Origin of the sequence: Legionella yabuuchiae (genome assembly GCF_900640115.1) — a bacterium.
Classification (GTDB): Bacteria; Pseudomonadota; Gammaproteobacteria; order Legionellales; family Legionellaceae; genus Legionella_A; species Legionella_A yabuuchiae.
Genome location: NZ_CAAAIW010000017.1, coordinates 18,483 through 38,258, shown reverse-complemented (window position 1 = coordinate 38,258; position 19,776 = coordinate 18,483). Strand labels below are relative to the sequence as shown.

The following is a 19,776-nucleotide window of genomic DNA, read 5'->3' as shown; positions in this document are numbered from 1 at the left end:
ATTCTACTACAAATCGCTAGCTTAGATGAAGTTATGTTTAGGAAATATCCAGGGCTGTCTCATCTTAGTTTCACGTTATGTTAATCGGTTAACCGAACTTCTCCCCTCTCTTGAGGATGAGACATCCGGATGGGATATATACCCGTAATCTTTCAAAATGCGTGATTTATGCTTTTTGAACGATCATGGGGGTATCCTCTCACAGGTTACACAATTTGCAGAGTGAAGCGTTTCGATTCTACAATAGGTAAAGGAATAAGGATAAGGAGAGGTAATTATGGCTTTCAAAGGTTTAACTTCTTTCTTCATGGTATGTGCGTGGCTCATCCCTGTTGCAGCCAAAGCAGAAGTTGAAGACATCCAACGTTCCGTTTGGGTCAATGAGGCGATTGTCGCAACTTATACCTATAACTATAAAAACTTCTTACCACGTCAAAAAGAAATTGCGAAATACTTTACTGCAGACGGCTGGATTGCTTACAGCAAAGCCTTAAATGCTTCGAAGTTGCCAGATACTGTGCAAAAAAATAACTATTTTGTGAATGCTGTAGCTCAACTTCCTCCTGAAATAAAACCACTCAATAGCGATGTTTGGCAAGCCAACATGCCCTTACTCGTGGTGTATAAAAATCCTCAATATCAACAGAAACAAACTTTAAGCGTCACAATTCAGTTTAAAGAAGTATCAGGGGGACAAGGGGTCCGAGGTTTGGCCATTACCAGCCTACAATCGAAGGTCATTGAACCGCCTTGCGTCTGTCAACCGAGCTCTCCAAATGACAACTTAGATAATCAATCAGATGCAAAGGCCAAACCAGCCCCATAAGTTAAGAGAAAAAACGCAATCCCATAATCACAAGATGCAATAACATAAATCCCAGGATGAGCAGTAAAATAAAGTTCAGTTTGGGAGGGGTTGAAACATCTAAAACAGCATGCTCGGGATGAGCGGGATCATAATAAACGTCCAACTCTTTATCTTCTTTGCAAGCATCAGCAACTTTGTGTGCCAGTCTGCGAGCGCGCGCACTGTAAGGAGTATTATGCAGTGTATCTAAAAAAAGATGCTCTCCGATATATCGTTGTCCTCGGACTTGATATCGATATTCAATCTTTGGCCATACTTGATGGCCTTGCATGCTCCATTCACAGGAAGTAATTCGACCCTTTGTTATGTTCCATTGCTTGGTTTTTTCAATGGCGGCCCTTGTCCGCCAGAAGTATCCAAACAGTAGCAGCAATATTAAAAACCAACCTAAATCAAGCAACCATTGCCAGGACATTACAGAGTCTCACGAAATAATCTTTCTTTGATACTAGATGATGGGGCATTGTATTGCAAAACAACATCTCGTTATAATCAAATCTCAATTTAAGCGAAAGGAAGGAATCGCAATGCTTGCAAAAACCCCCCTTCACGACAATCATGTCTTACAGGGTGCAAAAATGGTTGATTTCCACGGTTGGGAAATGCCGTTGCACTATGGTTCGCAATTGCAAGAGCACCAAGAAGTACGCCATAACGCCGGCATGTTTGATGTCTCACATATGACCGTGGTTGATGTCCTCGGTGCGGGCGGTCGTCAATTTTTAAGACGTTTATTAACCAATGATGTGGATCAGTTAGAACACACAGGCCGTGCTTTATACAGCTGTATGTGCAACGAACATGGCGGCATCATTGACGATCTAATTGTCTATCAACGAGCTCCAGATAATTATCGTTTGGTATTAAATTCAGCCACGCGCTCACAAGACCTAGATTGGATCCGAGATAAAATTCAAGGATTTTCGGTAGGCTTGCAGGAACGGAATGAGCTGGCCATGTTAGCGGTTCAGGGGCCAAAGGCAATAAATAAAGTCTTGAATCTTCTAAGCCCTGCCCAAGCCGATGCCATTTCCACATTAACCACCTTTGAATGCGTCGATGTCGATGGTTGGTTTTTCGCCCGCACAGGCTATACCGGTGAAGATGGGTTAGAGATTGTTGTTCCGCAGGATGAAATCAGTGACCTCTGGACTAAACTCTTAAGTGCTGGAATTCAGCCTTGTGGTTTGGCTGCACGTGATACCCTTCGGCTTGAAGCTGGATTAATGTTGTATGGACAAGACATGGATCAATCAACAACCCCTTTGGAGTCGGGTTTAGCTTGGACTATTAAATGGGAACCGCATGATCGTAATTTCATAGGCATGGGGGCGTTGCTCTCCCAAAAGCAACAAGGCATTAAACGAACACTAATAGGGCTGTTATTGGAAGACAAAGGCATTATGCGCGGCGGCCAGCGTGTTATTCTCTCAGATGGCCGTGAAGGAATCATTACCAGCGGAACCTATTCTCCCACCTTGGAGCGCTCAATAGCGTTTGCACGCGTTCCTGCGCAGGTTGGCGATGAAGTGTTAGTCGATATTCGCGGCAAATTATTAAAGGCCAAAACCGGAAAACCTCGGTTTGTTAAACACGGCCAAGTGCTGTGGGATCTTTAAACCCTAGGGATTTTATAAAGAGGAATAAATCATGAGTGATGTACCAGCAAATTTAAAGTTCACCGAAACCCATGAGTGGATCCTAGTTAACGATGGGGAAGCCACCATTGGTATTACCGATCATGCACAAAGGTTGTTAGGCGACTTAGTGTTTGTTGATTTGCCTGAAGTCGGCAACACCGTTTCTAGTGGCGATGAGCTTGGCGTGGTTGAGTCCGTTAAAGCCGCGGCAGATTTTTATACCCCAATTAGTGGGGTTATTGTGGCTGTAAATCCTAAAGTTTGCGAAGATCCAGCCTTGGTCAATCAGGACCCTTATGGAACAGGTTGGCTGGTTAAAATTAAGCCTAATTCACCCGCTGAAATTGAAAACCTGCTCGACGCAGAGGCTTATGAGCAAGAAATTGCTGAGGAAGAATAAACCATGCCTTATATTCCACACACTGAAGATGATGTAACGAAGATGCTCAATCGCATCAATGTCACTGAACTCACAGCCTTATTTGATGAAATTCCTTCGTCCCTTAGACATGAAGAATTCAAAACAATACCTAAAGGCATGAATGAAATGACCATGCTCAACCATGCAAAGGAGTTAGCAAACCAAAACAAAAATGGTGTTTGCTTTATTGGGGCCGGCGCATATGAACATCATATTCCTGCTGCCGTGTGGGATATTGCTTCTCGTGGTGAGTTTTTAACCGCGTATACGCCCTATCAGGCTGAAGCCAGTCAAGGCACGTTGCAATTGCTCTATGAATACCAAACTATGATCGCCGAGTTGACTGGGATGGATGTTGCCAATGCCTCCATGTATGACGGCGCCACAGCACTTGCGGAAGCGGTGTTAATGGCGGTTCGAATCAATCGTCACAGCAAATCCAATCGCATTTTAATGGTCGGAACTCTCCACCCTTTTTATCGTGAAACCGTCGAAACCATCGTGCGCAACCAACACATTGAAGTGATTAACCTCCCGTTTGACTCTGAACAAGGGATTACTTCGCTGTCAGCTTTAGAGGCCTATCAGGGGGAAGATATTACGGGATTGGTAATTAATCAGCCGAATTTTTTTGGCTGTCTTGAAGAAGCCGATGAGTTATGCGATTGGGCGCGTGCCAACCAAACGATTGCCATCGCATGTGTCAATCCAGTTTCCTTGGGATTATTAAAACCACCTGGCCAATGGGGAAAAGACGGGGTGGATATTGTCTGCGGTGAGGGTCAACCCTTTGGCTCCCCGCTCGCTTCAGGCGGCCCTTATTTTGGCTTTTTCAGCACGAAATTAGAGCATGTGCGCCAAATGCCTGGTCGATTAATTGGCCGTACGTTAGATAAAGACGGCAATACTGGATTTACCCTCACCTTACAAGCACGAGAACAACACATTCGTCGCGGGAAAGCGACGTCCAATATCTGTACAAACCAGGGATTGCTGGTCACCGCCGCGACCATCCACATGAGCCTTCTGGGAGAAGAGGGGCTTAGCCAGGTTGCGCGCCAATGTTTTGAAAACACGCATGAATTGGTCGATTGTTTGACTGCAATTGATGGTGTGGAACAAGTGTTTTCATCCCATTATTTTCATGAAGCATTACTTAAACTCAACAAACCGGTGGATGAGGTTTTAAAAGCACTGCGTGCTGAAGGAATTGATGGCGGTTACGCTTTGGAAGCGCATTTTCCAACATTAGCCAATACACTATTGGTTTGCGCGACTGAAATGAGAACGTCCGAAGACCTTCAACGGTATGCGAAAGCGCTAGCTAAGCATATGAACTAATCTAAGTTCGACCTAACCGACATTAATGCCATTTAGGTCACCAAATGAGACGAAAACTATGATCATTGTAAAATTAAATTATAAAGTTCCACTAGAAGAGGTGGACAAGTATTTACAAGCGCATCGTGAATTTCTCGATTATTACTATAAACAAGGGTTACTATTAGCCTCTGGTCCAATGAACCCTCGAACCGGTGGAATCATTATTGCTCTGACGAAAGATCGGCCCATGCTGGAATCCATCTTAGAAACAGATCCCTATCATCTTGCGGAAATTGCAGATTACGAGCTGATTGAGTTTACCCCCGTAAAACATCGCGATGAGCTGAAAGAGGTTATTCAACATTCGGAAGGAAAGTTATGTTAATTTTCGAACTCTCAAAATCAGGGCGGCAGGCAACCGCTCAAGCACCTAAAACGTCGAACAAAAAACCTGATTTGCCAGAGAAATACCTCCGTAAAAGCCCACCACGCTGGCCCTCCTGCTCTGAGTTGCAAGTGGTGCGACACTACACCCGCTTATCGCAAAAAAATTTCGCCATCGATACCAATTTTTATCCGCTCGGTTCTTGTACTATGAAGTACAACCCTCGCGGCGTTCATAAGGCGGCCTCATTACCCGGTTTTAATAACCGTCACCCAATGACCACCACTGAAGTGAGTCAGGGTTTTTTAAGGGCCTTGTACCATTTACAAACGTACCTTGCTGAAATCACCGGTATGGCTGGGGTTTCGTTAACGTCCATGGCAGGTTCGCAAGGCGAGTTTGCGGGGGTCGCCATGATTAAAGCGTATCACCAATCGCGCGGCGATAGTCAGCGAAATGAGATTTTAATTCCTGATGCAGCACATGGCACCAATCCAGCTTCTGCGGTGATGTGTGGCTATAAGGTGGTGGAAATACCTACGGCAGAAGATGGTGATATGGATTTGGACGCGCTGAAACAACGTGTAGGCCCTCATACCGCCGGAATAATGTTAACCAATCCTTCAACGCTTGGGTTATTCATGCGTCAAATAAAAGACATCGCGGATATTGTCCACCAAGCCGGGGGACTGTTGTACTACGATGGTGCCAATTTAAATGCCATTTTAGGCAAAGTACGTCCTGGAGACATGGGGTTTGATGTGATGCATTTAAACTTACATAAGACCTTTGCCACCCCTCACGGCGGTGGCGGGCCAGGAGCGGGGCCTATTGCAGTAAATAAGCGCTTACTCCCATTCATGCCTTTGCCTGTTGTGCTTAAGATGGATGAGAGCTACCGCTGGGCAGAGCGCGCTGATTACCCCCAAAGTATTGGACGCTTATCCTGTTTTATGGGAAATGCGGCTATTTTACTTCGTGCTTATTTTTACATCCGAGTGTTAGGTCATGAGGGGTTACACCGTGTATCCGAATTTGCAACATTAAATGCCAATTATCTTTTAACCGAATTGACCAGCGCTGGATTTAAAGCCGCTTACCCTAATCGCCGCGCCAGTCATGAATTTATACTGACGTTAAGCTCTGAAAAGAAGAAATTTGGAATTACCGCCATGGATGTGGCCAAGCGTTTGCTCGATTATGGGTTCCATGCACCCACGACTTACTTCCCCTTACTTATCCCTGAATGTTTTCTCATTGAACCTACTGAAACTGAAGCCCTTGAAGAGCTGGATGGGTTTGTGAGTGCAATGAGCGCCATTCGTTATGAGGCCGAAACGAATCCTGCTCTCTTAAAAGAAGCGCCACATACCTTGCCAGCACGTCGATTGGATGATGTCAAAGCCGCTAGAGAATTAGACTTAAATTATTTCAGTGAGAAAACTTCTTGAGTCCCCTGATGAGTGTAAGAAGGATGGCGGCTGAGTTTGGGTAGGCAATCGCGCTAACTCTCTAAAAAATATTAAAAAACTCTTTTCTCAAGTTCAGAAATGCGATATAAAAAGCTGGCAAGGATCTTTTGCAATGAGTTGACTTGAAATCGGTAATTACTCAATTATTTTTCAAGGAGTGAAAAATGAACAGTAAGGTGTTTTCGCAGCGGTTTAACCGCGAGCTTTCCTTGTTAGGCTTCCCTGAAGAAATTAATGAAAAAACAAAAGCCGTTGCCAAAGTGTTTGGTGTAACTAGACACCTTGCAAACTCGATGATATTTGGTCACATCCTTCCCCCCCCAGATCAACTGGATAAAATTGCTGAAATCCTTGAGGTCTGTCCCCAATGGTTAGGAGGCGCGGTGGATCGAAAAAAAGGCTATCCCGCTCGTCAAACAGCAGATGCTTAAATGATTTTGGACAAAAAATGGCATCTATCCCCAATCAACTTCCTCGCCATTTTTTTGTCCTGTAGAAGGCATTATTTCTTTGAACGGTACAATTTTTCATAGATTCGTCTTTGCGAGCGCTAGCGAAGCAATCAAGCTTATCAATTTGTTCAAATGTCGAACTTGATTGCTTCGTCGCAGCACTCCTCGCAAAAACGGTTACTTAAAATCGAACGGTACAGAGGTATTATTTTTCAACACCCTTGCAACGAACCCTTTTCTACTTCAGAATAGCACTGTTACTACAGGTACTAAACTTTACCTTCGGAAGCCCTGAACCATGGAATGCCTGAGTTTTTGCATCGCAAATAGTATTGATTTGGCCCGCTTGGATAATCACTATAAAAACACATTAAAAAGCTATACATCCGCACGGTCCCGCGACACCTTAAAATTAAGACATCATAATAGCAACCATGTGGTCTATGTCTTTAAAAACGGCACGGTTGTATCCTGGGGCATTAAACGCCACCAGATCAATGCCTACCTAGATACCATTAGACTGTATGCCAATAAACCCACAGCCTTTGAAGTACATGATGATTTCAGTTATAAAATCGGTGAAACAACAAGCATTAAACCTCACGATTATTTTGATGTCGATTGCATTACGCTTGAAGAAGATAATGATGAAATTAAATTAAGCCTTTCATACGGATTTGCCCAATCGGTCAAATTACAATATTTTGAAACCATTTTAGAAGCATTGATTGAAAAATACACTCCGCTCATCCATACCTTATCCAGCAAAGGCGATATGGGCATAAGCCGGAAACAAATTCGTCAAATCATTGGAGAAATTTTAGGCGCGAAAAGCGAAATGAACTTAATCAGTAACTTTCTTTATCACCCTAAATATTTCTGGCAGCACCCAACGCTTGAAGAATACTTCATTATGTTAGAGCGCTATTTACACATGCAACGGCGGGTAAATGCCATTAACCATCGTCTAGATACTATAAACGAAATTTTTGAAATGTTTAACGGTTATCTAGAAAACCGCCATGCGCACGGCCTTGAAATTACCATCATTATATTGATTGCCATTGAGATTGTCTTCGGAGTACTAAATTTCCATTTTTAACCCCCAGTTATGGGTTTTTTAATGAGTAATGCAAATGAATCCGACCGCTCAGGATAAGAAAATATCCTACAAAACCGAGATATTGGCAGGTCTTTCAACCTTTTTAACCATGGTTTATATCGCGTTTGTTAATCCTGCCATTTTGCATGATGCAGGCATGGATCAAGGTGCTGTGTTCACAGCCACATGCTTAGTATCTGCTTTCGCCTCTGCGTTCATTGGACTCTATGCGAACATCCCTGTTGGAGTCGCCCCAGGAATGGCACTCAATATTTATTTTTCTTATAGCGTGGTCCAAGGGCTTGGGTTTGACTGGCAACATGCTTTGGCGATGGTGTTCATATCGGGTATTCTTTTCTTAATGGTCACCCTAACTCAATTACGCCGTTTATTAACCGAAGCCATTCCGTATAATTTGCAGGTCGCCATTCTCATCGGAATCAGCCTTTTAATCGCATTAATTGCCTTGCAAACCAATCAAATTATTGTCAGCGGCAACCATACTTTAATGCATTTAGGCGATTTATCACGTCCTGAAAGCTTGCTATTTTTTGCAGGGTTTTTATTGATCTTAGCCCTGGATTATTATCGCATTCCCGGAGCAATCATCATTGGCATTCTATCCATTAGTATGATTAGCCTTCTCATTGGGTTAACCAAATGGCATGGCGTATTAGGCTTTCCCCCCTCCCTTGCTCCCACCTTCTTTAAGCTCGATTTCTCAGGGATGGGTAGCATGGCGGCGATTAAAGCGACCTTTGCGTTTTTTCTCATTGCTGTATTTGATGCCACTGGAACGCTTATTGGATTATTAAATCAATCCGTCTTCAAAACCATGAACAATTATCAACAACGAATTCGTAAAAGCTTAACTGCTGATGCAACCGCATCCGCGCTCGCCGGACTATTAGGCTCTGCCAGCACCTCGCCTTTTATTGAATCCGCCGCGGGAATTGAAGCGGGGGGCAGAACAGGGCTTACGGCAATCGTCATCGCGATAGGGTTTCTTTTAGTGTTATTTTTCTTTCCCTTAGCCCAAGCCATTCCAAGCTTCGCATCCGGCCCTGCGTTATTGTATGTCGCCTGCTGCATGATGCGAAACGTCGTGGGCATGAACCTCACCGATATTACCGAAGCCGCTCCCAGCATGCTCATTATCATGATGATCCCTTTTACCTCTTCAATCGCAGATGGAATTGGAGCAGGAATTATCGTTTATGCTCTGCTGAAATTAATCACTCGCCAACGCTTAAACCCTATGGTGATCATGTTAAGTTTAGTTTTTGTCTTGTTTTTTATAATTAATTAACGCCCTATTTATCTCAGTAAAAGGGTTATGCACTATACTGAAAAAAACAACCTATGTTTGGATTATGCATAGGAAGGGAAACAGCTAAAGCCATCTTTGCAAGCGGTTTAAGGCGGCATGATCTGATAAGATATGGTACATAAAAATTATGTTAATCCAAACAAGCCAACTCAATAAAAAACAACTGCTAGAACTTAAGCAACTTCAGCGTGCTTGTAAAGTTGCTGATCAGCATATTATCCCCATCTACCCCCACATCTTAATAGAACCCAGGCAAAAGCCCTCGACTTTTTTATATTATGAAAATGAACGACTAATTGGTTTTGTAAGCGCCTATTTTTTCTATGATAACGCCTGCGAAGTAGCATTAATGGTTGATCCGGCTTTTCGAAGACAAAAAATTGCGAGTGTATTATTGGCCTCTTTACTTCCGTTTATTGACTCAGAAGAAGTCGTGCAAGTGATCGTTTCTAGTACAGAAAAAGCAAAAGATTCATGGCTTCCTTCTTGGGGGTTTCGCTATTATGAAAGCGAATACGAAATGATTCGATTTTCCAATGAAAAAATCGTACTTGAATCTCCAAGACTACATTTTAAAAAAGCATCTATTGATGACGCTTCATTTTTATGCAAAGCCGACAGTCTCTGTTTTCCTGACTATCCTCACGATATACGCACTCGTATTTTAGCGCTTTTAAATGATCGAGCCTATCGCCTGGTCATCGCCTCTATAAATGAACAACCGGTAGGAAAAGCGCACATTCATTGGATAAGGGAAGGGGCAAAGTTATCAGATATTGCCATTTTGCCTGATTTACAAGCCCAAGGATTGGGACGCGAATTGATTGCCTATTGTATTAATTATGCGCTGGATCAGAAAAAACCAAGACTTTGCCTTGATGTACAGACTAAAAATAGTCATGCAATTAAATTATATGCCCGCCTTGGATTTGAGATAGAAACTATGTGTGACTATTGGGTTAGTACCACCAAGCGTTTGCTGCAGCAAATAAATTCACTGTCTCCATTATAATGAGCACCTGAAATTAACCCTGCTTTGTTCATAAACGTCAAAAAATAATGCACTCTAAGATAATAACGCTTGACGCATTTGCTTACCAACCTTTAGTATTCTCACTGAAAAAAGGATGGGTCGAGGTGGTAATTCAAATGAGGAAACGGCATGAAAAAAAGGGTTGTGATCACAAGCATGGAAATCACCTCATCGATAGGGTGTGGGCTTGAAAACTTTTGGCATGCTGCCGTTAATGGAACCTGTGGTATTAAACGAATTCAAGCTTATGATCCCTCACCTTACACCACCCAAATCGCTGGAGAAATTCGCGATTTAAACCTAGATAATTTACCTGAATTTAATAAACCAAAACGCTATCCCCGTGTCGCTCAATACGCTTTGTATTGTGCTCATCATGCCATTAAAAGAGCTGGGTTGACTGCCCAGGAGTTGCAAAACGCTGGTACCTACATCGGCACAAGTCTTGGAGGAATGCCTGAGCTTGAAGAAGCGTATCAGTCTTTTTTTACGGAAAGTTGGAAAAAAATCCCAGCCTTAAGTGTCATTCGGGGCATGCCAAATTCCATTGCGAATCATATTGCAATTGCCTTTGGACTCCATGGCCCTAATATGACTGTTTCGAACGCCTGTGTTTCCTCTGCAGAAGCCATAGGGCTTGCTTACCAACAAATTGCTCATGGACAATTGTCCGTTGCTTTATGCGGCGGGACCGAATCATTGGTATGGGAAACCATTATGGCGGCTTGGTGCAAGTTGCGTGTCATGTCAACTCAAAATGAATTACCCGCCAAAGCCAGTCGGCCATTTGATAAACATCGTGATGGTATGGTTATGGCAGATGGTGCGGGGGTCTTAATCTTGGAAGAACTTGAGCACGCTAAAGCTCGTGGCGCAACCATTTATGCAGAAATTATAGGCTTTGGAGCCAGTTGCGACGCCACGCATGTTACCGCACCAAACACACAAGGGCAAGTTCGTGCCGTCACAGCGGCACTCGAAGACGCTAAGCTTTCTCCAAACGATGTGCAGTACATTAGCGCTCATGGTACTGGAACTCAGTTAAACGACATTACAGAAACCCAAACCATTAAAACCGTATTCGGTAACCAAGCTTATCAGATCCCCATCACCGCGCAAAAAGCCCTCACTGGACATGCAATAGGAGCGGCCGGTGCAATGGAGATCATCGCAACAACGCTGTGCCTGCAACAAGATATCTTATTACCCACCATCAATCTTGAAGAGCCTGATCCAACCTGCGATCTGGATTATGTTCCCAATGAAGCCAGAAAAAAACCAGTAGACATCGCCTTATCCAATCATTTTGCATTTGGTGGCGCTAACGCAGTATTGATTCTACGGAGAATGTAGTTTCCTTTATTTAAAACCCTGCAATTATTCGCAAGTTCATGCTCATCAGGCTATAATTTACCGATTTGTCAGTTTAGAAGGTTATTCATGAATGCTACATTACTTGAGATAGCAACGCTCGTCGAAGGAACAGTGATTGGAGATAAAAGTAAAACCATCAGCGCTTTATCCCCAATCGATAATATAATACCCAATTCTTTAGTATTTGCTGAAGGTGCTGAAAACCTCCAACAAGCCGAAGAATCACCCGCCGCTGCGATTTTGGTGGCCAGCAAAATTGATGGCAGTAGCAAGCCTTTAATTCAAGTTACCAATCCTCTTAAAGCCTTCATAACCCTGCTTAATCATTTTTATCCCGTACAGCGTCCTGACACCGGTATTCACCCTACTGCCATTATCGCGGATAACGTCAAACTAGGGAAAAACGTAGCTATTGGACCTTATGTCGTGGTGGAGTCCAACAGTAACATTGGCGACGACTGTGTGATTAAAGGCCATGTTTACATTGGCCGTAATGTGGAAATTGGCGCAGATACAACACTTCATGCCCATGTCACCATTTATGATTCCTGCAAAATCGGAGAACGCGTTAGCATTCACGCTTCAACCGTGATTGGATCGGATGGATTTGGTTATACTCAAGACAATGGCAAGCATTTAAAGGTTCCTCATGTTGGCCATGTTATCATTGAAAGCGATGTAGAAATTGGCGCAAATACAGTTATAGACCGTGCAACGATGGGCGCGACCGTTATTGGTGAAGGCAGTAAAATCGATAACTTAGTGCAAATCGCTCATTCCGTAAAAATTGGGAAGCATAATATCATCTGCGCATTCACCGGTATTGCTGGAAGTTCTTCTAGTGGCGATCACGTTATTTTTGCAGCGAATGTTGGTGTGAGTGATCATGTACGGATTGATGATGGCGTAATATTAGGTGCAAGAGCTGGCGTTCCTCCCAAAAAGCACTTAAAGCAGGGTAATATTTATCTTGGAAATCCTGCGCGACCTAAAGACAAAGCTATCGAACAAGAATTAAGCAGCACCCGCATTCCAATGATGCGTAAAAATCTTAAGTCCTTGTCCGAAAAAGTTGAGAAATTAGCAAAACAAGTCGAGCAATTGGAGAAATAATTACAATGTCCAAACCTTTGGTTCTGGTTGACGGCTCATCCTATTTTTTTCGTGCCTTTCATGCGCTACCTCCGCTTACAAATTCTAAGGGGCAACCTACTGGGGCAATTTATGGCGTAGCCAATATGATTAAGCGGCTCATTAAAGATTACGAGCCTACCTACATGGCCGTGGTCTTTGATGCCAAGGGAAAAACTTTCCGAGATGAATGGTATCCCCAATATAAAGCCAATCGCCCCCCGATGCCGGATGAATTAAGCAGCCAATTTAAACCGTTACAAGAAGTGCTCAAAGCCATGGGCCTTCCATTGCTGACCATGGACGGCGTAGAAGCCGATGATGTGATAGGAACTTTAGCCGTAAAAGCCACTTCTAAAGACATGACTGTGCTTATCTCAACCGGTGATAAAGACATGGCCCAGTTGGTGAATGAAGATGTGACATTAATCAATACCATGACCAATAAAACCATGAATCCAGAAGGGGTTAAAGATAAATTTGGCGTCACTCCTGAACAAATCATCGATTATTTAACCTTAACCGGCGATACTTCGGATAACATTCCCGGTGTGCCTAAATGCGGCCCTAAAACCGCGGTTAAGTGGCTAGAACAATATGATACCCTCGACAACCTTATGGAGCACGCCGATGAGATCGGCGGCAAGGTGGGCGAGAACTTACGCGAAAGTCTTGATCAATTACCACTTTCAAAAAAACTTGTGACGATCAAAACTGATTTAGAGTTATCCCTAACCATGGATGATCTTAAACGCAGCGATATAAACCATGACAAGCTTATTGAATTAGCCCGAGAGTATGAGTTTAAAACGTGGCTTAAAGAACTGTTAGAAGCCGAAGAAAAAAATAATCATGATAAAAAAAACTCGACAAACCTGCAATTTGAACTCATCACAAACCAAGATACACTAAATCAATGGATCAAGTCACTACAGGCCTGTGAAGCTTTTTGCATTGACACAGAAACCACGAACCTGGATGCCATGAGCGCTGAGTTGGTTGGAATTTCTTTAGCCATCGAACCTGATAAGCCAGCCTATATTCCGTTAAAGCATCAAGATGGCATTGAACAACTGCCTTTTGAAGACACCCTTAACGCGTTAAAACCAATATTAGAACATCCAAACATCAAAAAAATAGGTCAAAATCTCAAATACGATTATATCGTGCTCAAAAACCATGGCATAACACTAAACGGCATCGCTTACGATACGATGCTTGAATCGTATGTTTTAAACAGCACCGCCGCGCGTCATGATATGGATTCCTTAGCGCTGAAATATTTAGGCCACAAAACCATTAGTTATGCCGATGTGGCCGGCACTGGCGCAAAACAATTGCGTTTTGATCAAATTCCTGTTTCTAAAGCCGCCCCCTATGCCGCTGAAGATGCCGACGTGACCATTAAGCTTCATGAAACCTTATACCCATTAATGGATGAACGCTTACGATCTGTTTTTCAGACTATTGAGATACCACTATTAACAGTTTTAGCTGAAATGGAGCGCTGTGGTGTTCTCATAGATAAAGACACCTTAGCTGAGCAGGGAAAACGTTTGAAAGCTGAATTGGAACTACTGCAACAAGAAGCTTTGACCATTACCGGTAAACCCTTTAATCTTAATTCTCCTAAGCAGCTGCAAGAAATTTTATTTGAAGAACAAAAGCTTCCTGTTTTAGCAAAAACTCCTACAGGTCAGCCCTCTACTGCTGAAGCGGTGTTGCAAGAGCTGGCTTATGATTATCGACTCCCAGCCGTCATTTTGCGCTATCGTAGCTTAAGTAAGTTGGTCTCTACCTATATTGATGCTTTGCCAAAACGAATTAATCCAACGACCAAGCGCGTTCATACTTCCTATAATCAAGCGGTTGCGGCAACAGGGCGATTATCGTCCAGTGATCCGAATTTACAAAACATCCCCATTCGCACTGATGAAGGCCGGATGATACGCAAAGCGTTTATTGCGCCAAGCAATCATCTAATCTTGGCGGCCGACTATTCCCAAATTGAACTTCGCATCATGGCTCATTTGTCGCAAGATGAGAGCTTACTGAATGCGTTTGCAAAAGGTTGGGATATTCATACTGCAACCGCCAGTGAGATTTTTGGCGTTCCTCAAAAAGAAGTCTCCAGTCATCAACGTCGAAGTTCGAAAGCCGTTAATTTTGGTTTAATCTATGGCATGTCAGCCTTTGGTTTAGCGAAGCAAATCGGTGTTGAACGAGAACAAGCACAGTCCTATATTGATCGCTATTTTCAACGCTACCCAGGCGTGTTGGACTATATGGAACGAACCCGAACGTTAGCTCGGCGTCAAGGGTATGTCGAAACGGTATTTGGTCGGCGCTTACATCTTCCTGAAATTAACGCCCGCAATATGATGCGTCAAAAAGCAGCTGAACGCACGGCGATTAATGCGCCCATGCAGGGAACTGCCGCGGATATTATTAAACAAGCGATGATTGCCATTCATCAATGGCAATCCACAGCCAACCCAAACACTCGTATGATTATGCAGGTTCATGATGAGTTGGTGTTTGAAGTGCATCAAGAGGTAGTGGACTCGGTTAAAGAAAAAATTAAACAATTAATGGAAACAACCGTTGAATTATCCGTGCCATTGGAAGTTGCGATTGGCGTTGGGAACAATTGGGACGAAGCGCATTAAATCAGAAATAGCTAAGCGTATAGCCGCTCTAAATTAAAAGAAGAATGCGCTTGCCAATAATAGCCTAAATCAAATATCTTGGATAAATCGACCAGGGCTTGGTAAAGCTGTTTTTGGGGGATAATTTTAGACCACATGGTGAAGTCTTTAAAAGGTTTTCGATGCGCATGAAAGACTTCTGCAAAAGCACGTCTCATGAGCAGGTTATCAGTCCACGCCACGATGGCATGGCTGGGATATTTACGCCAGATGAGATCTGCCAATACAGGACCATTGCAATAACGGCCATCCTCTGCGCCTAAATCACCATCTAACACAATCAAGTGGGGATGAAGTTGCTCTAATTTTAATAACGCGTCATGACTTTCCGTTACGACGGTGACTTGTGCCGCTGCACAAACTGCTTCAAACAATCGAGTAAGGCAGAATGCATTAAATGCATTATCCTCGACAATCAATACCCGCATCACTGCTCTCCTTATATTACAGGTAGAAGTATAAGGATCAAACCTTAAGAAAAGCTTAAGGAAAACATTAATTTGGGGGTACGCAGATTAACAGATGACCCGAATAAATCGATTCAGGTAGGCAGCGTCGATGTCATAGGCAGGAAGCATGCTATACCCATTGGACATGAAGAGACTGGTTTTTTCGCTATTTGATTTTTTAGGTTTAAAAACGCGGCCTAGGATTGGTTAGGCAACGTCCCTAAAGTTATCGCGGGGCTGCAAAAGCGATAGATTGATCTAAATTTATGCTCGATCTCGTTAAATAGGGCTAGCTATTCGCCTCGATCGAGCATAAATTTAGCCTCAATCTCTCACTTTTTCGCTCCTCGCGAAACTTTAGGGACGCTGCCTAATAAAAATCTCTTCCAAATAATCATTCAAAACGCTCTGAACGGCTGGGGTTTGAGAAAATGCGATGTATTTATCGGGGCGTATTAAAACAACGGCAGGTTTTTCAAGATCAAGGCTTTCTTGCACTCCTTGATCATCAATCCAACAATAATGCGCGTTATTTTCGGGAAGATCCACGCCATGACTTAAAATGAGGTGTGATTCCACCACATCGGCGTATTGCTCATTGATGCGTTTCGCAATGTCCAACAAAAACGCTTCTGGATGACCGGCGATGCCGGAAAATAATAGCAATTGATGCTTTGTTCCACGCAAAATTTCAGACAAGGACTTAATTTCATCCGTTGCAACGTTCGTTAAATTGAAATCCGCCAAAAACGTACCGGCTTTAAGGCGAACATGGTGCGACAAATCCTTCACAATAGGGCTTTTTTCATAAGAAATTCGCAACTCCGCAATTTGCGCGGCCAGGGTATTGCGAATGAATTCAAACGACATAAGCGTTGATAGCATAAAGTTTCGGATGCTAATAAGGGATTTGTTTTCCAATAAGATCATCCGGGTCATGAGATCCGTTTCCTTTAGAACCTGCTTGCCCACTGGATAGCGCTCTAAATGATAGGAGTCAAGAAGAACATCCTGGCCCCGACCCCGTTCAACTAACGCCAATTTCCATATCAAGTTATACACATCCTGAATGCCTGTATTAAGACCTTGCCCCCCCATAGGACTATGGATGTGCGCAGCATCTCCGGCAAAAAAGATTCGGTTGCGGCGGTACTGTTGAATTTGGCGATGATGAATGTAAAATTTTGTAATCCAAATGGGATTTGATAATTTAGCTTTATCATTCGATCGCTCATTAAATGCGGTTACAATGTCTGCAAAACTTGGATCGTGGTCATGGTTCTTTGGCGCAGTTAACACTAAACGATATCGTTTATTGCCCATAGGAAAACAAGCCAAAGGACCTTTAGGACCAATATAAATGGACATATAATCTTCAGGCTCGTCCCAATCAATTAACAAATCAGCCAACCACCAGTTTTGATTGTACTCCGACCCCTCAAAGTCAATATCGCATCGATGTCGCACCGTACTATGGGCTCCATCACAAGCAATCAGCCATTTGGTTTGCACCGTTTCTTCTGTTCCATTTGAGCGGGTTAATGAGGAGACGACTTCTGAGTTGGTTTGTGAGACATTGGTGAGTGTTGTTTCCCACTCCACATCGATGCCTTGTTGTTGTAAACGATCGTATAAAACGCGTTCCGTTTTATCTTGAGGCAAATCAACCAAAAAATGATGGTTTGCTTCGATGTCTTTAAAATCAGCGCGCACGAGCTCGCGCTCGTTTGATTTAAAGACCACCCCTTGTACTTTGTGCCCTTGCTTTAGGATTTCATTAAATAACCCAATATCCTGAAAAACATCTAAGGTGCGAATATGAAGTCCTAACGCTTTAGACTTATCACTGAGGTTACTTTTTTGCTCCACAATGCGACAACGAATGCCATGGCGCACCAGCTCCAGTGCACAAAAAAGACCTACAGGGCCAGCCCCAACAACCAATACCTCAACCTCTTGCTTGGCCATCACAATCCTTTGTGAAGAGATGATAATAAATTAAAGATGAACTGTTCTAAGAACATTGTCAATTCATCAGGGTAAAATCATAATATGATTAAAGCATGGATTTGATGTGTCATTAATTGCGCAGGCATGACACAATACAAACAATCTTTTAATTCATTTTTTTTAGCAACGTTCCTAACTAAATGTCATGATCTTGCCCTAGTCAATCTCTAGCGGTTCCCAACGCTTTGACTGTACTGGATAGCAAGGTCTTTTTCGGGAGTCGCTGATCTATTTAGAAAGAATCCACACCACGTTGACTGGCCACTAGAACAATATCCGCTCGCCGACGCGCAAAAAGACCGTTTTCCACCACCCCTGGAATAAGATTAATCGCGTTTTCCAACTCCTGCGGCGAATTAAGATTCGCATCATAAACATCCAGCAATAGGTTACCGTTATCGGTTAAAAATCCTTCGCGATACACGGGATCACCGCCCAATTTTACCAGTTCACGAGCGACATAACTTCTAGCCAAGGGTATAACTTCAACCGCGATTGGAAAAGCGCCGAGGTTGGTTACGACTTTAGACTCATCCACAATGCAAAGAAATGTCTTCGCCACCGATGCGACTATTTTTTCGCGTGTTAAAGCGCCACCGCCGCCTTTAATCATTTGATGCTCATGATTTACCTCGTCAGCTCCATCAATATAAATTGGAACTTCCGGGGCCACGTTTAAATCGATGACTGGGATGCCAAATTCGCGCAATTTATTTTCGGTCGCAATAGAGCTAGCAACCGCTGCATCAATTCGATGCTTGATAGCAGCTAATTCTTGGATAAAGTAGTTCACCGTTGAACCCGTTCCAACACCAACGACCATATTATCATTAATATATTCCATCGCCGCTTTAGCCACTTTTGCCTTTAAATCAACCATAGTTTGCCTCGATAAATGTCAAGTTTAACGTGTGTTTTGATGATAACACAGGACTGGTCTTGCCCAATAAATCGGCGTATGATTGCATCAACAACGCCTCGATAAGGAACTTCATGATTTACCACAACATTTTAGGAACGATTGGAAAAACTCCGGTTGTGAAAATCAATCGAGTAAGCAGAGAACTCGATTGTGAATTATATGCCAAATGCGAGTATTTTAATCCCGGCGGTTCCGTAAAAGATCGCATTGGCTATGCGATGGTTAAAAACGCCGAGCGCGAAGGACGAATCAAACCCGGTGATACCTTAATTGAGCCAACCTCTGGCAATACCGGTATTGGGATTGCGTTAGCAGGTGCCGTATTAGGATACAAGGTCATTATCACCATGCCTAATAAAATGAGCCAGGAAAAGCAATCGACGCTTGAGCGGTTAGGAGCTGTGATTTACCGCACCCCCACTGAGGCTGCTTGGGATGCCCCAGAAAGTCATATCTCTCTGGCCAAAAAACTCCAAAAAGAACTACCTAACGCTCATATTTTGGATCAATACGGAAATCCTGAAAATCCAAACGCACACTATTACGGCACCGCCCAAGAAATCATCGATGATTTTGGCGAAAGTTTAGATATGATTGTGGCAGGGGTTGGAACCGGCGGCACCATTACCGGACTTGCAAAACGCTTAAAAGAACATAACCCCAGCATTCAAGTCATTGGTGTTGATCCGATTGGCTCGATTCTCGGAGGTGGAACGGAAGTAAAATCCTATGATGTTGAGGGAATTGGTTACGACTTCTTTCCAGATGTTTTAGACAATGAATTAATCGATCAGTACATAAAAACCAATGACCGTGACTCGTTTCTCATGGCACGTCGTTTAATCAAAGAAGAAGGTCTTCTCGTGGGAGGATCTAGCGGAGCCGCCATGTGGGGCGCATTACAAGCCGCAAAAACGTTAAAGTCCGGTCAAAAATGCCTAGTTATTCTGCCTGATTCCATTCGCAATTACATGTCAAAATTCATCAACGATGAATGGATGAAAGAACAGGGCTATGTATACCCGTGATCGTTCCAAATGCGTGTTTTTAGGCGCCTTTATTGTTTGTCCTATCGCATTTTAAAAAGCGAGTAATGGCTCATTTTCTTGCGAGTTTTTTAACATGCGGCAGGGCGAAAAAGAAACAGCATAAATCA

At 43.2% G+C, this 19,776-nt stretch carries 18 protein-coding genes; 14 read left to right on the top strand and 4 right to left on the bottom strand.

The window, feature by feature from the left end:
- Window positions 1–277: 277 nt before the first annotated feature.
- Window positions 278–826 (top strand): DotI/IcmL family type IV secretion protein, encoded by a 549-nt coding sequence (locus E1O47_RS07630; RefSeq protein WP_242602057.1) that lies wholly within the window; start codon window positions 278–280, stop codon window positions 824–826.
- A 1-nt stretch (window position 827) separates the two neighbouring features.
- On the opposite strand, the gene E1O47_RS07625 is transcribed toward E1O47_RS07630, so the two are convergent.
- Window positions 828–1,283, bottom strand: a complete 456-nt coding sequence (locus E1O47_RS07625; RefSeq protein WP_133130671.1) for a DUF3592 domain-containing protein — start codon at window positions 1,281–1,283, stop codon at window positions 828–830.
- Window positions 1,284–1,395: 112 nt separating this feature from the next.
- Between E1O47_RS07625 and gcvT the strand changes: the two genes are divergently transcribed.
- The 12 genes from gcvT (at window position 1,396) to polA (ending at window position 15,200) form a co-directional block, all read left to right on the top strand.
- A complete protein-coding gene (gene gcvT / locus E1O47_RS07620) occupies window positions 1,396–2,487 on the top strand; it encodes a glycine cleavage system aminomethyltransferase GcvT (protein WP_133130670.1) in 1,092 nt (363 codons plus the stop codon).
- 31 nt (window positions 2,488–2,518) lie between these two features.
- Window positions 2,519–2,908 carry a glycine cleavage system protein GcvH gene (gcvH, locus tag E1O47_RS07615; protein ID WP_133130669.1) on the top strand — a complete coding sequence of 130 codons (390 nt, stop codon included), beginning with the start codon at window positions 2,519–2,521 and terminating at the stop codon, window positions 2,906–2,908.
- A 3-nt stretch (window positions 2,909–2,911) separates the two neighbouring features.
- Window positions 2,912–4,270: an aminomethyl-transferring glycine dehydrogenase subunit GcvPA gene (gene gcvPA, locus E1O47_RS07610; protein ID WP_133130668.1), complete on the top strand. Its 1,359-nt coding sequence runs from the start codon at window positions 2,912–2,914 to the stop codon at window positions 4,268–4,270.
- 58 nt (window positions 4,271–4,328) lie between these two features.
- Window positions 4,329–4,637, top strand: a complete 309-nt coding sequence (locus E1O47_RS07605; protein ID WP_133130667.1) for a YciI family protein — start codon at window positions 4,329–4,331, stop codon at window positions 4,635–4,637.
- Entirely contained in the window at window positions 4,631–6,088 is a 1,458-nt protein-coding gene (gene gcvPB / locus E1O47_RS07600; RefSeq protein WP_133130666.1) for an aminomethyl-transferring glycine dehydrogenase subunit GcvPB, read from the top strand. Before E1O47_RS07605 ends, gcvPB begins: the two co-directional genes overlap by 7 nt.
- Before the next feature lie 185 nt (window positions 6,089–6,273).
- Complete coding sequence (locus tag E1O47_RS07595; RefSeq protein WP_133130665.1) at window positions 6,274–6,540, top strand: hypothetical protein; 267 nt, start codon at window positions 6,274–6,276, stop codon at window positions 6,538–6,540.
- 319 nt (window positions 6,541–6,859) lie between these two features.
- Window positions 6,860–7,663 (top strand): RMD1 family protein, encoded by an 804-nt coding sequence (locus E1O47_RS07590; protein WP_133130664.1) that lies wholly within the window; start codon window positions 6,860–6,862, stop codon window positions 7,661–7,663.
- 34 nt (window positions 7,664–7,697) lie between these two features.
- A complete protein-coding gene (locus E1O47_RS07585) occupies window positions 7,698–8,972 on the top strand; it encodes an NCS2 family permease (protein WP_242602055.1) in 1,275 nt (424 codons plus the stop codon).
- Window positions 8,973–9,120: 148 nt separating this feature from the next.
- Window positions 9,121–10,005: a GNAT family N-acetyltransferase gene (locus tag E1O47_RS07580; RefSeq protein ID WP_133130662.1), complete on the top strand. Its 885-nt coding sequence runs from the start codon at window positions 9,121–9,123 to the stop codon at window positions 10,003–10,005.
- A 150-nt stretch (window positions 10,006–10,155) separates the two neighbouring features.
- The gene (locus E1O47_RS07575) at window positions 10,156–11,379 is read left to right on the top strand and encodes a beta-ketoacyl-[acyl-carrier-protein] synthase family protein (RefSeq protein ID WP_133130661.1); all 1,224 of its coding nucleotides are present in this window, start codon (window positions 10,156–10,158) and stop codon (window positions 11,377–11,379) included.
- 87 nt (window positions 11,380–11,466) lie between these two features.
- Window positions 11,467–12,513: a UDP-3-O-(3-hydroxymyristoyl)glucosamine N-acyltransferase gene (lpxD, locus tag E1O47_RS07570; protein ID WP_133130660.1), complete on the top strand. Its 1,047-nt coding sequence runs from the start codon at window positions 11,467–11,469 to the stop codon at window positions 12,511–12,513.
- Window positions 12,514–12,518: 5 nt separating this feature from the next.
- Entirely contained in the window at window positions 12,519–15,200 is a 2,682-nt protein-coding gene (gene polA / locus E1O47_RS07565) for a DNA polymerase I (RefSeq protein WP_133130659.1), read from the top strand.
- Between the two features lie 11 nt (window positions 15,201–15,211).
- Here polA and E1O47_RS07560 read toward each other — a convergent pair whose 3' ends face one another.
- From E1O47_RS07560 to rpiA, 3 genes are all read right to left on the bottom strand, one after another.
- Entirely contained in the window at window positions 15,212–15,667 is a 456-nt protein-coding gene (locus E1O47_RS07560) for a response regulator (protein WP_133130658.1), read from the bottom strand.
- A 378-nt stretch (window positions 15,668–16,045) separates the two neighbouring features.
- Complete coding sequence (locus E1O47_RS07555; protein ID WP_133130657.1) at window positions 16,046–17,656, bottom strand: FAD-dependent monooxygenase; 1,611 nt, start codon at window positions 17,654–17,656, stop codon at window positions 16,046–16,048.
- A gap of 274 nt (window positions 17,657–17,930) precedes the next feature.
- Entirely contained in the window at window positions 17,931–18,578 is a 648-nt protein-coding gene (rpiA, locus tag E1O47_RS07550; protein WP_133130656.1) for a ribose-5-phosphate isomerase RpiA, read from the bottom strand.
- Window positions 18,579–18,691: 113 nt separating this feature from the next.
- On the opposite strand from rpiA, the gene E1O47_RS07545 reads away from it, so the two are divergent.
- Window positions 18,692–19,648 (top strand): pyridoxal-phosphate dependent enzyme, encoded by a 957-nt coding sequence (locus E1O47_RS07545; RefSeq protein ID WP_133130655.1) that lies wholly within the window; start codon window positions 18,692–18,694, stop codon window positions 19,646–19,648.
- Window positions 19,649–19,776 lie beyond the last annotated feature (128 nt).

What these genes read in the sequence shown, in the direction of transcription:
- gcvH (WP_133130669.1), top strand. Translation starts at nt 2,519, where the DNA reads ATGAGTGATGTACCAGCAAATTTAAAGTTCACCGAAACCCATGAGTGG.
- E1O47_RS07605 (WP_133130667.1), top strand. Translation starts at nt 4,329, where the DNA reads ATGATCATTGTAAAATTAAATTATAAAGTTCCACTAGAAGAGGTGGAC.
- E1O47_RS07545 (WP_133130655.1), top strand. Translation starts at nt 18,692, where the DNA reads ATGATTTACCACAACATTTTAGGAACGATTGGAAAAACTCCGGTTGTG.
- E1O47_RS07560 (WP_133130658.1), bottom strand. Translation starts at nt 15,667, where the DNA reads ATGCGGGTATTGATTGTCGAGGATAATGCATTTAATGCATTCTGCCTT.
- lpxD (WP_133130660.1), top strand. Translation starts at nt 11,467, where the DNA reads ATGAATGCTACATTACTTGAGATAGCAACGCTCGTCGAAGGAACAGTG.
- gcvPB (WP_133130666.1), top strand. Translation starts at nt 4,631, where the DNA reads ATGTTAATTTTCGAACTCTCAAAATCAGGGCGGCAGGCAACCGCTCAA.
- polA (WP_133130659.1), top strand. Translation starts at nt 12,519, where the DNA reads ATGTCCAAACCTTTGGTTCTGGTTGACGGCTCATCCTATTTTTTTCGT.
- E1O47_RS07575 (WP_133130661.1), top strand. Translation starts at nt 10,156, where the DNA reads ATGAAAAAAAGGGTTGTGATCACAAGCATGGAAATCACCTCATCGATA.
- E1O47_RS07630 (WP_242602057.1), top strand. Translation starts at nt 278, where the DNA reads ATGGCTTTCAAAGGTTTAACTTCTTTCTTCATGGTATGTGCGTGGCTC.
- E1O47_RS07595 (WP_133130665.1), top strand. Translation starts at nt 6,274, where the DNA reads ATGAACAGTAAGGTGTTTTCGCAGCGGTTTAACCGCGAGCTTTCCTTG.
- gcvT (WP_133130670.1), top strand. Translation starts at nt 1,396, where the DNA reads ATGCTTGCAAAAACCCCCCTTCACGACAATCATGTCTTACAGGGTGCA.
- E1O47_RS07590 (WP_133130664.1), top strand. Translation starts at nt 6,860, where the DNA reads ATGGAATGCCTGAGTTTTTGCATCGCAAATAGTATTGATTTGGCCCGC.
- E1O47_RS07555 (WP_133130657.1), bottom strand. Translation starts at nt 17,656, where the DNA reads ATGGCCAAGCAAGAGGTTGAGGTATTGGTTGTTGGGGCTGGCCCTGTA.
- E1O47_RS07625 (WP_133130671.1), bottom strand. Translation starts at nt 1,283, where the DNA reads ATGTCCTGGCAATGGTTGCTTGATTTAGGTTGGTTTTTAATATTGCTG.
- gcvPA (WP_133130668.1), top strand. Translation starts at nt 2,912, where the DNA reads ATGCCTTATATTCCACACACTGAAGATGATGTAACGAAGATGCTCAAT.
- E1O47_RS07585 (WP_242602055.1), top strand. Translation starts at nt 7,698, where the DNA reads ATGAATCCGACCGCTCAGGATAAGAAAATATCCTACAAAACCGAGATA.
- E1O47_RS07580 (WP_133130662.1), top strand. Translation starts at nt 9,121, where the DNA reads ATGTTAATCCAAACAAGCCAACTCAATAAAAAACAACTGCTAGAACTT.
- rpiA (WP_133130656.1), bottom strand. Translation starts at nt 18,578, where the DNA reads ATGGTTGATTTAAAGGCAAAAGTGGCTAAAGCGGCGATGGAATATATT.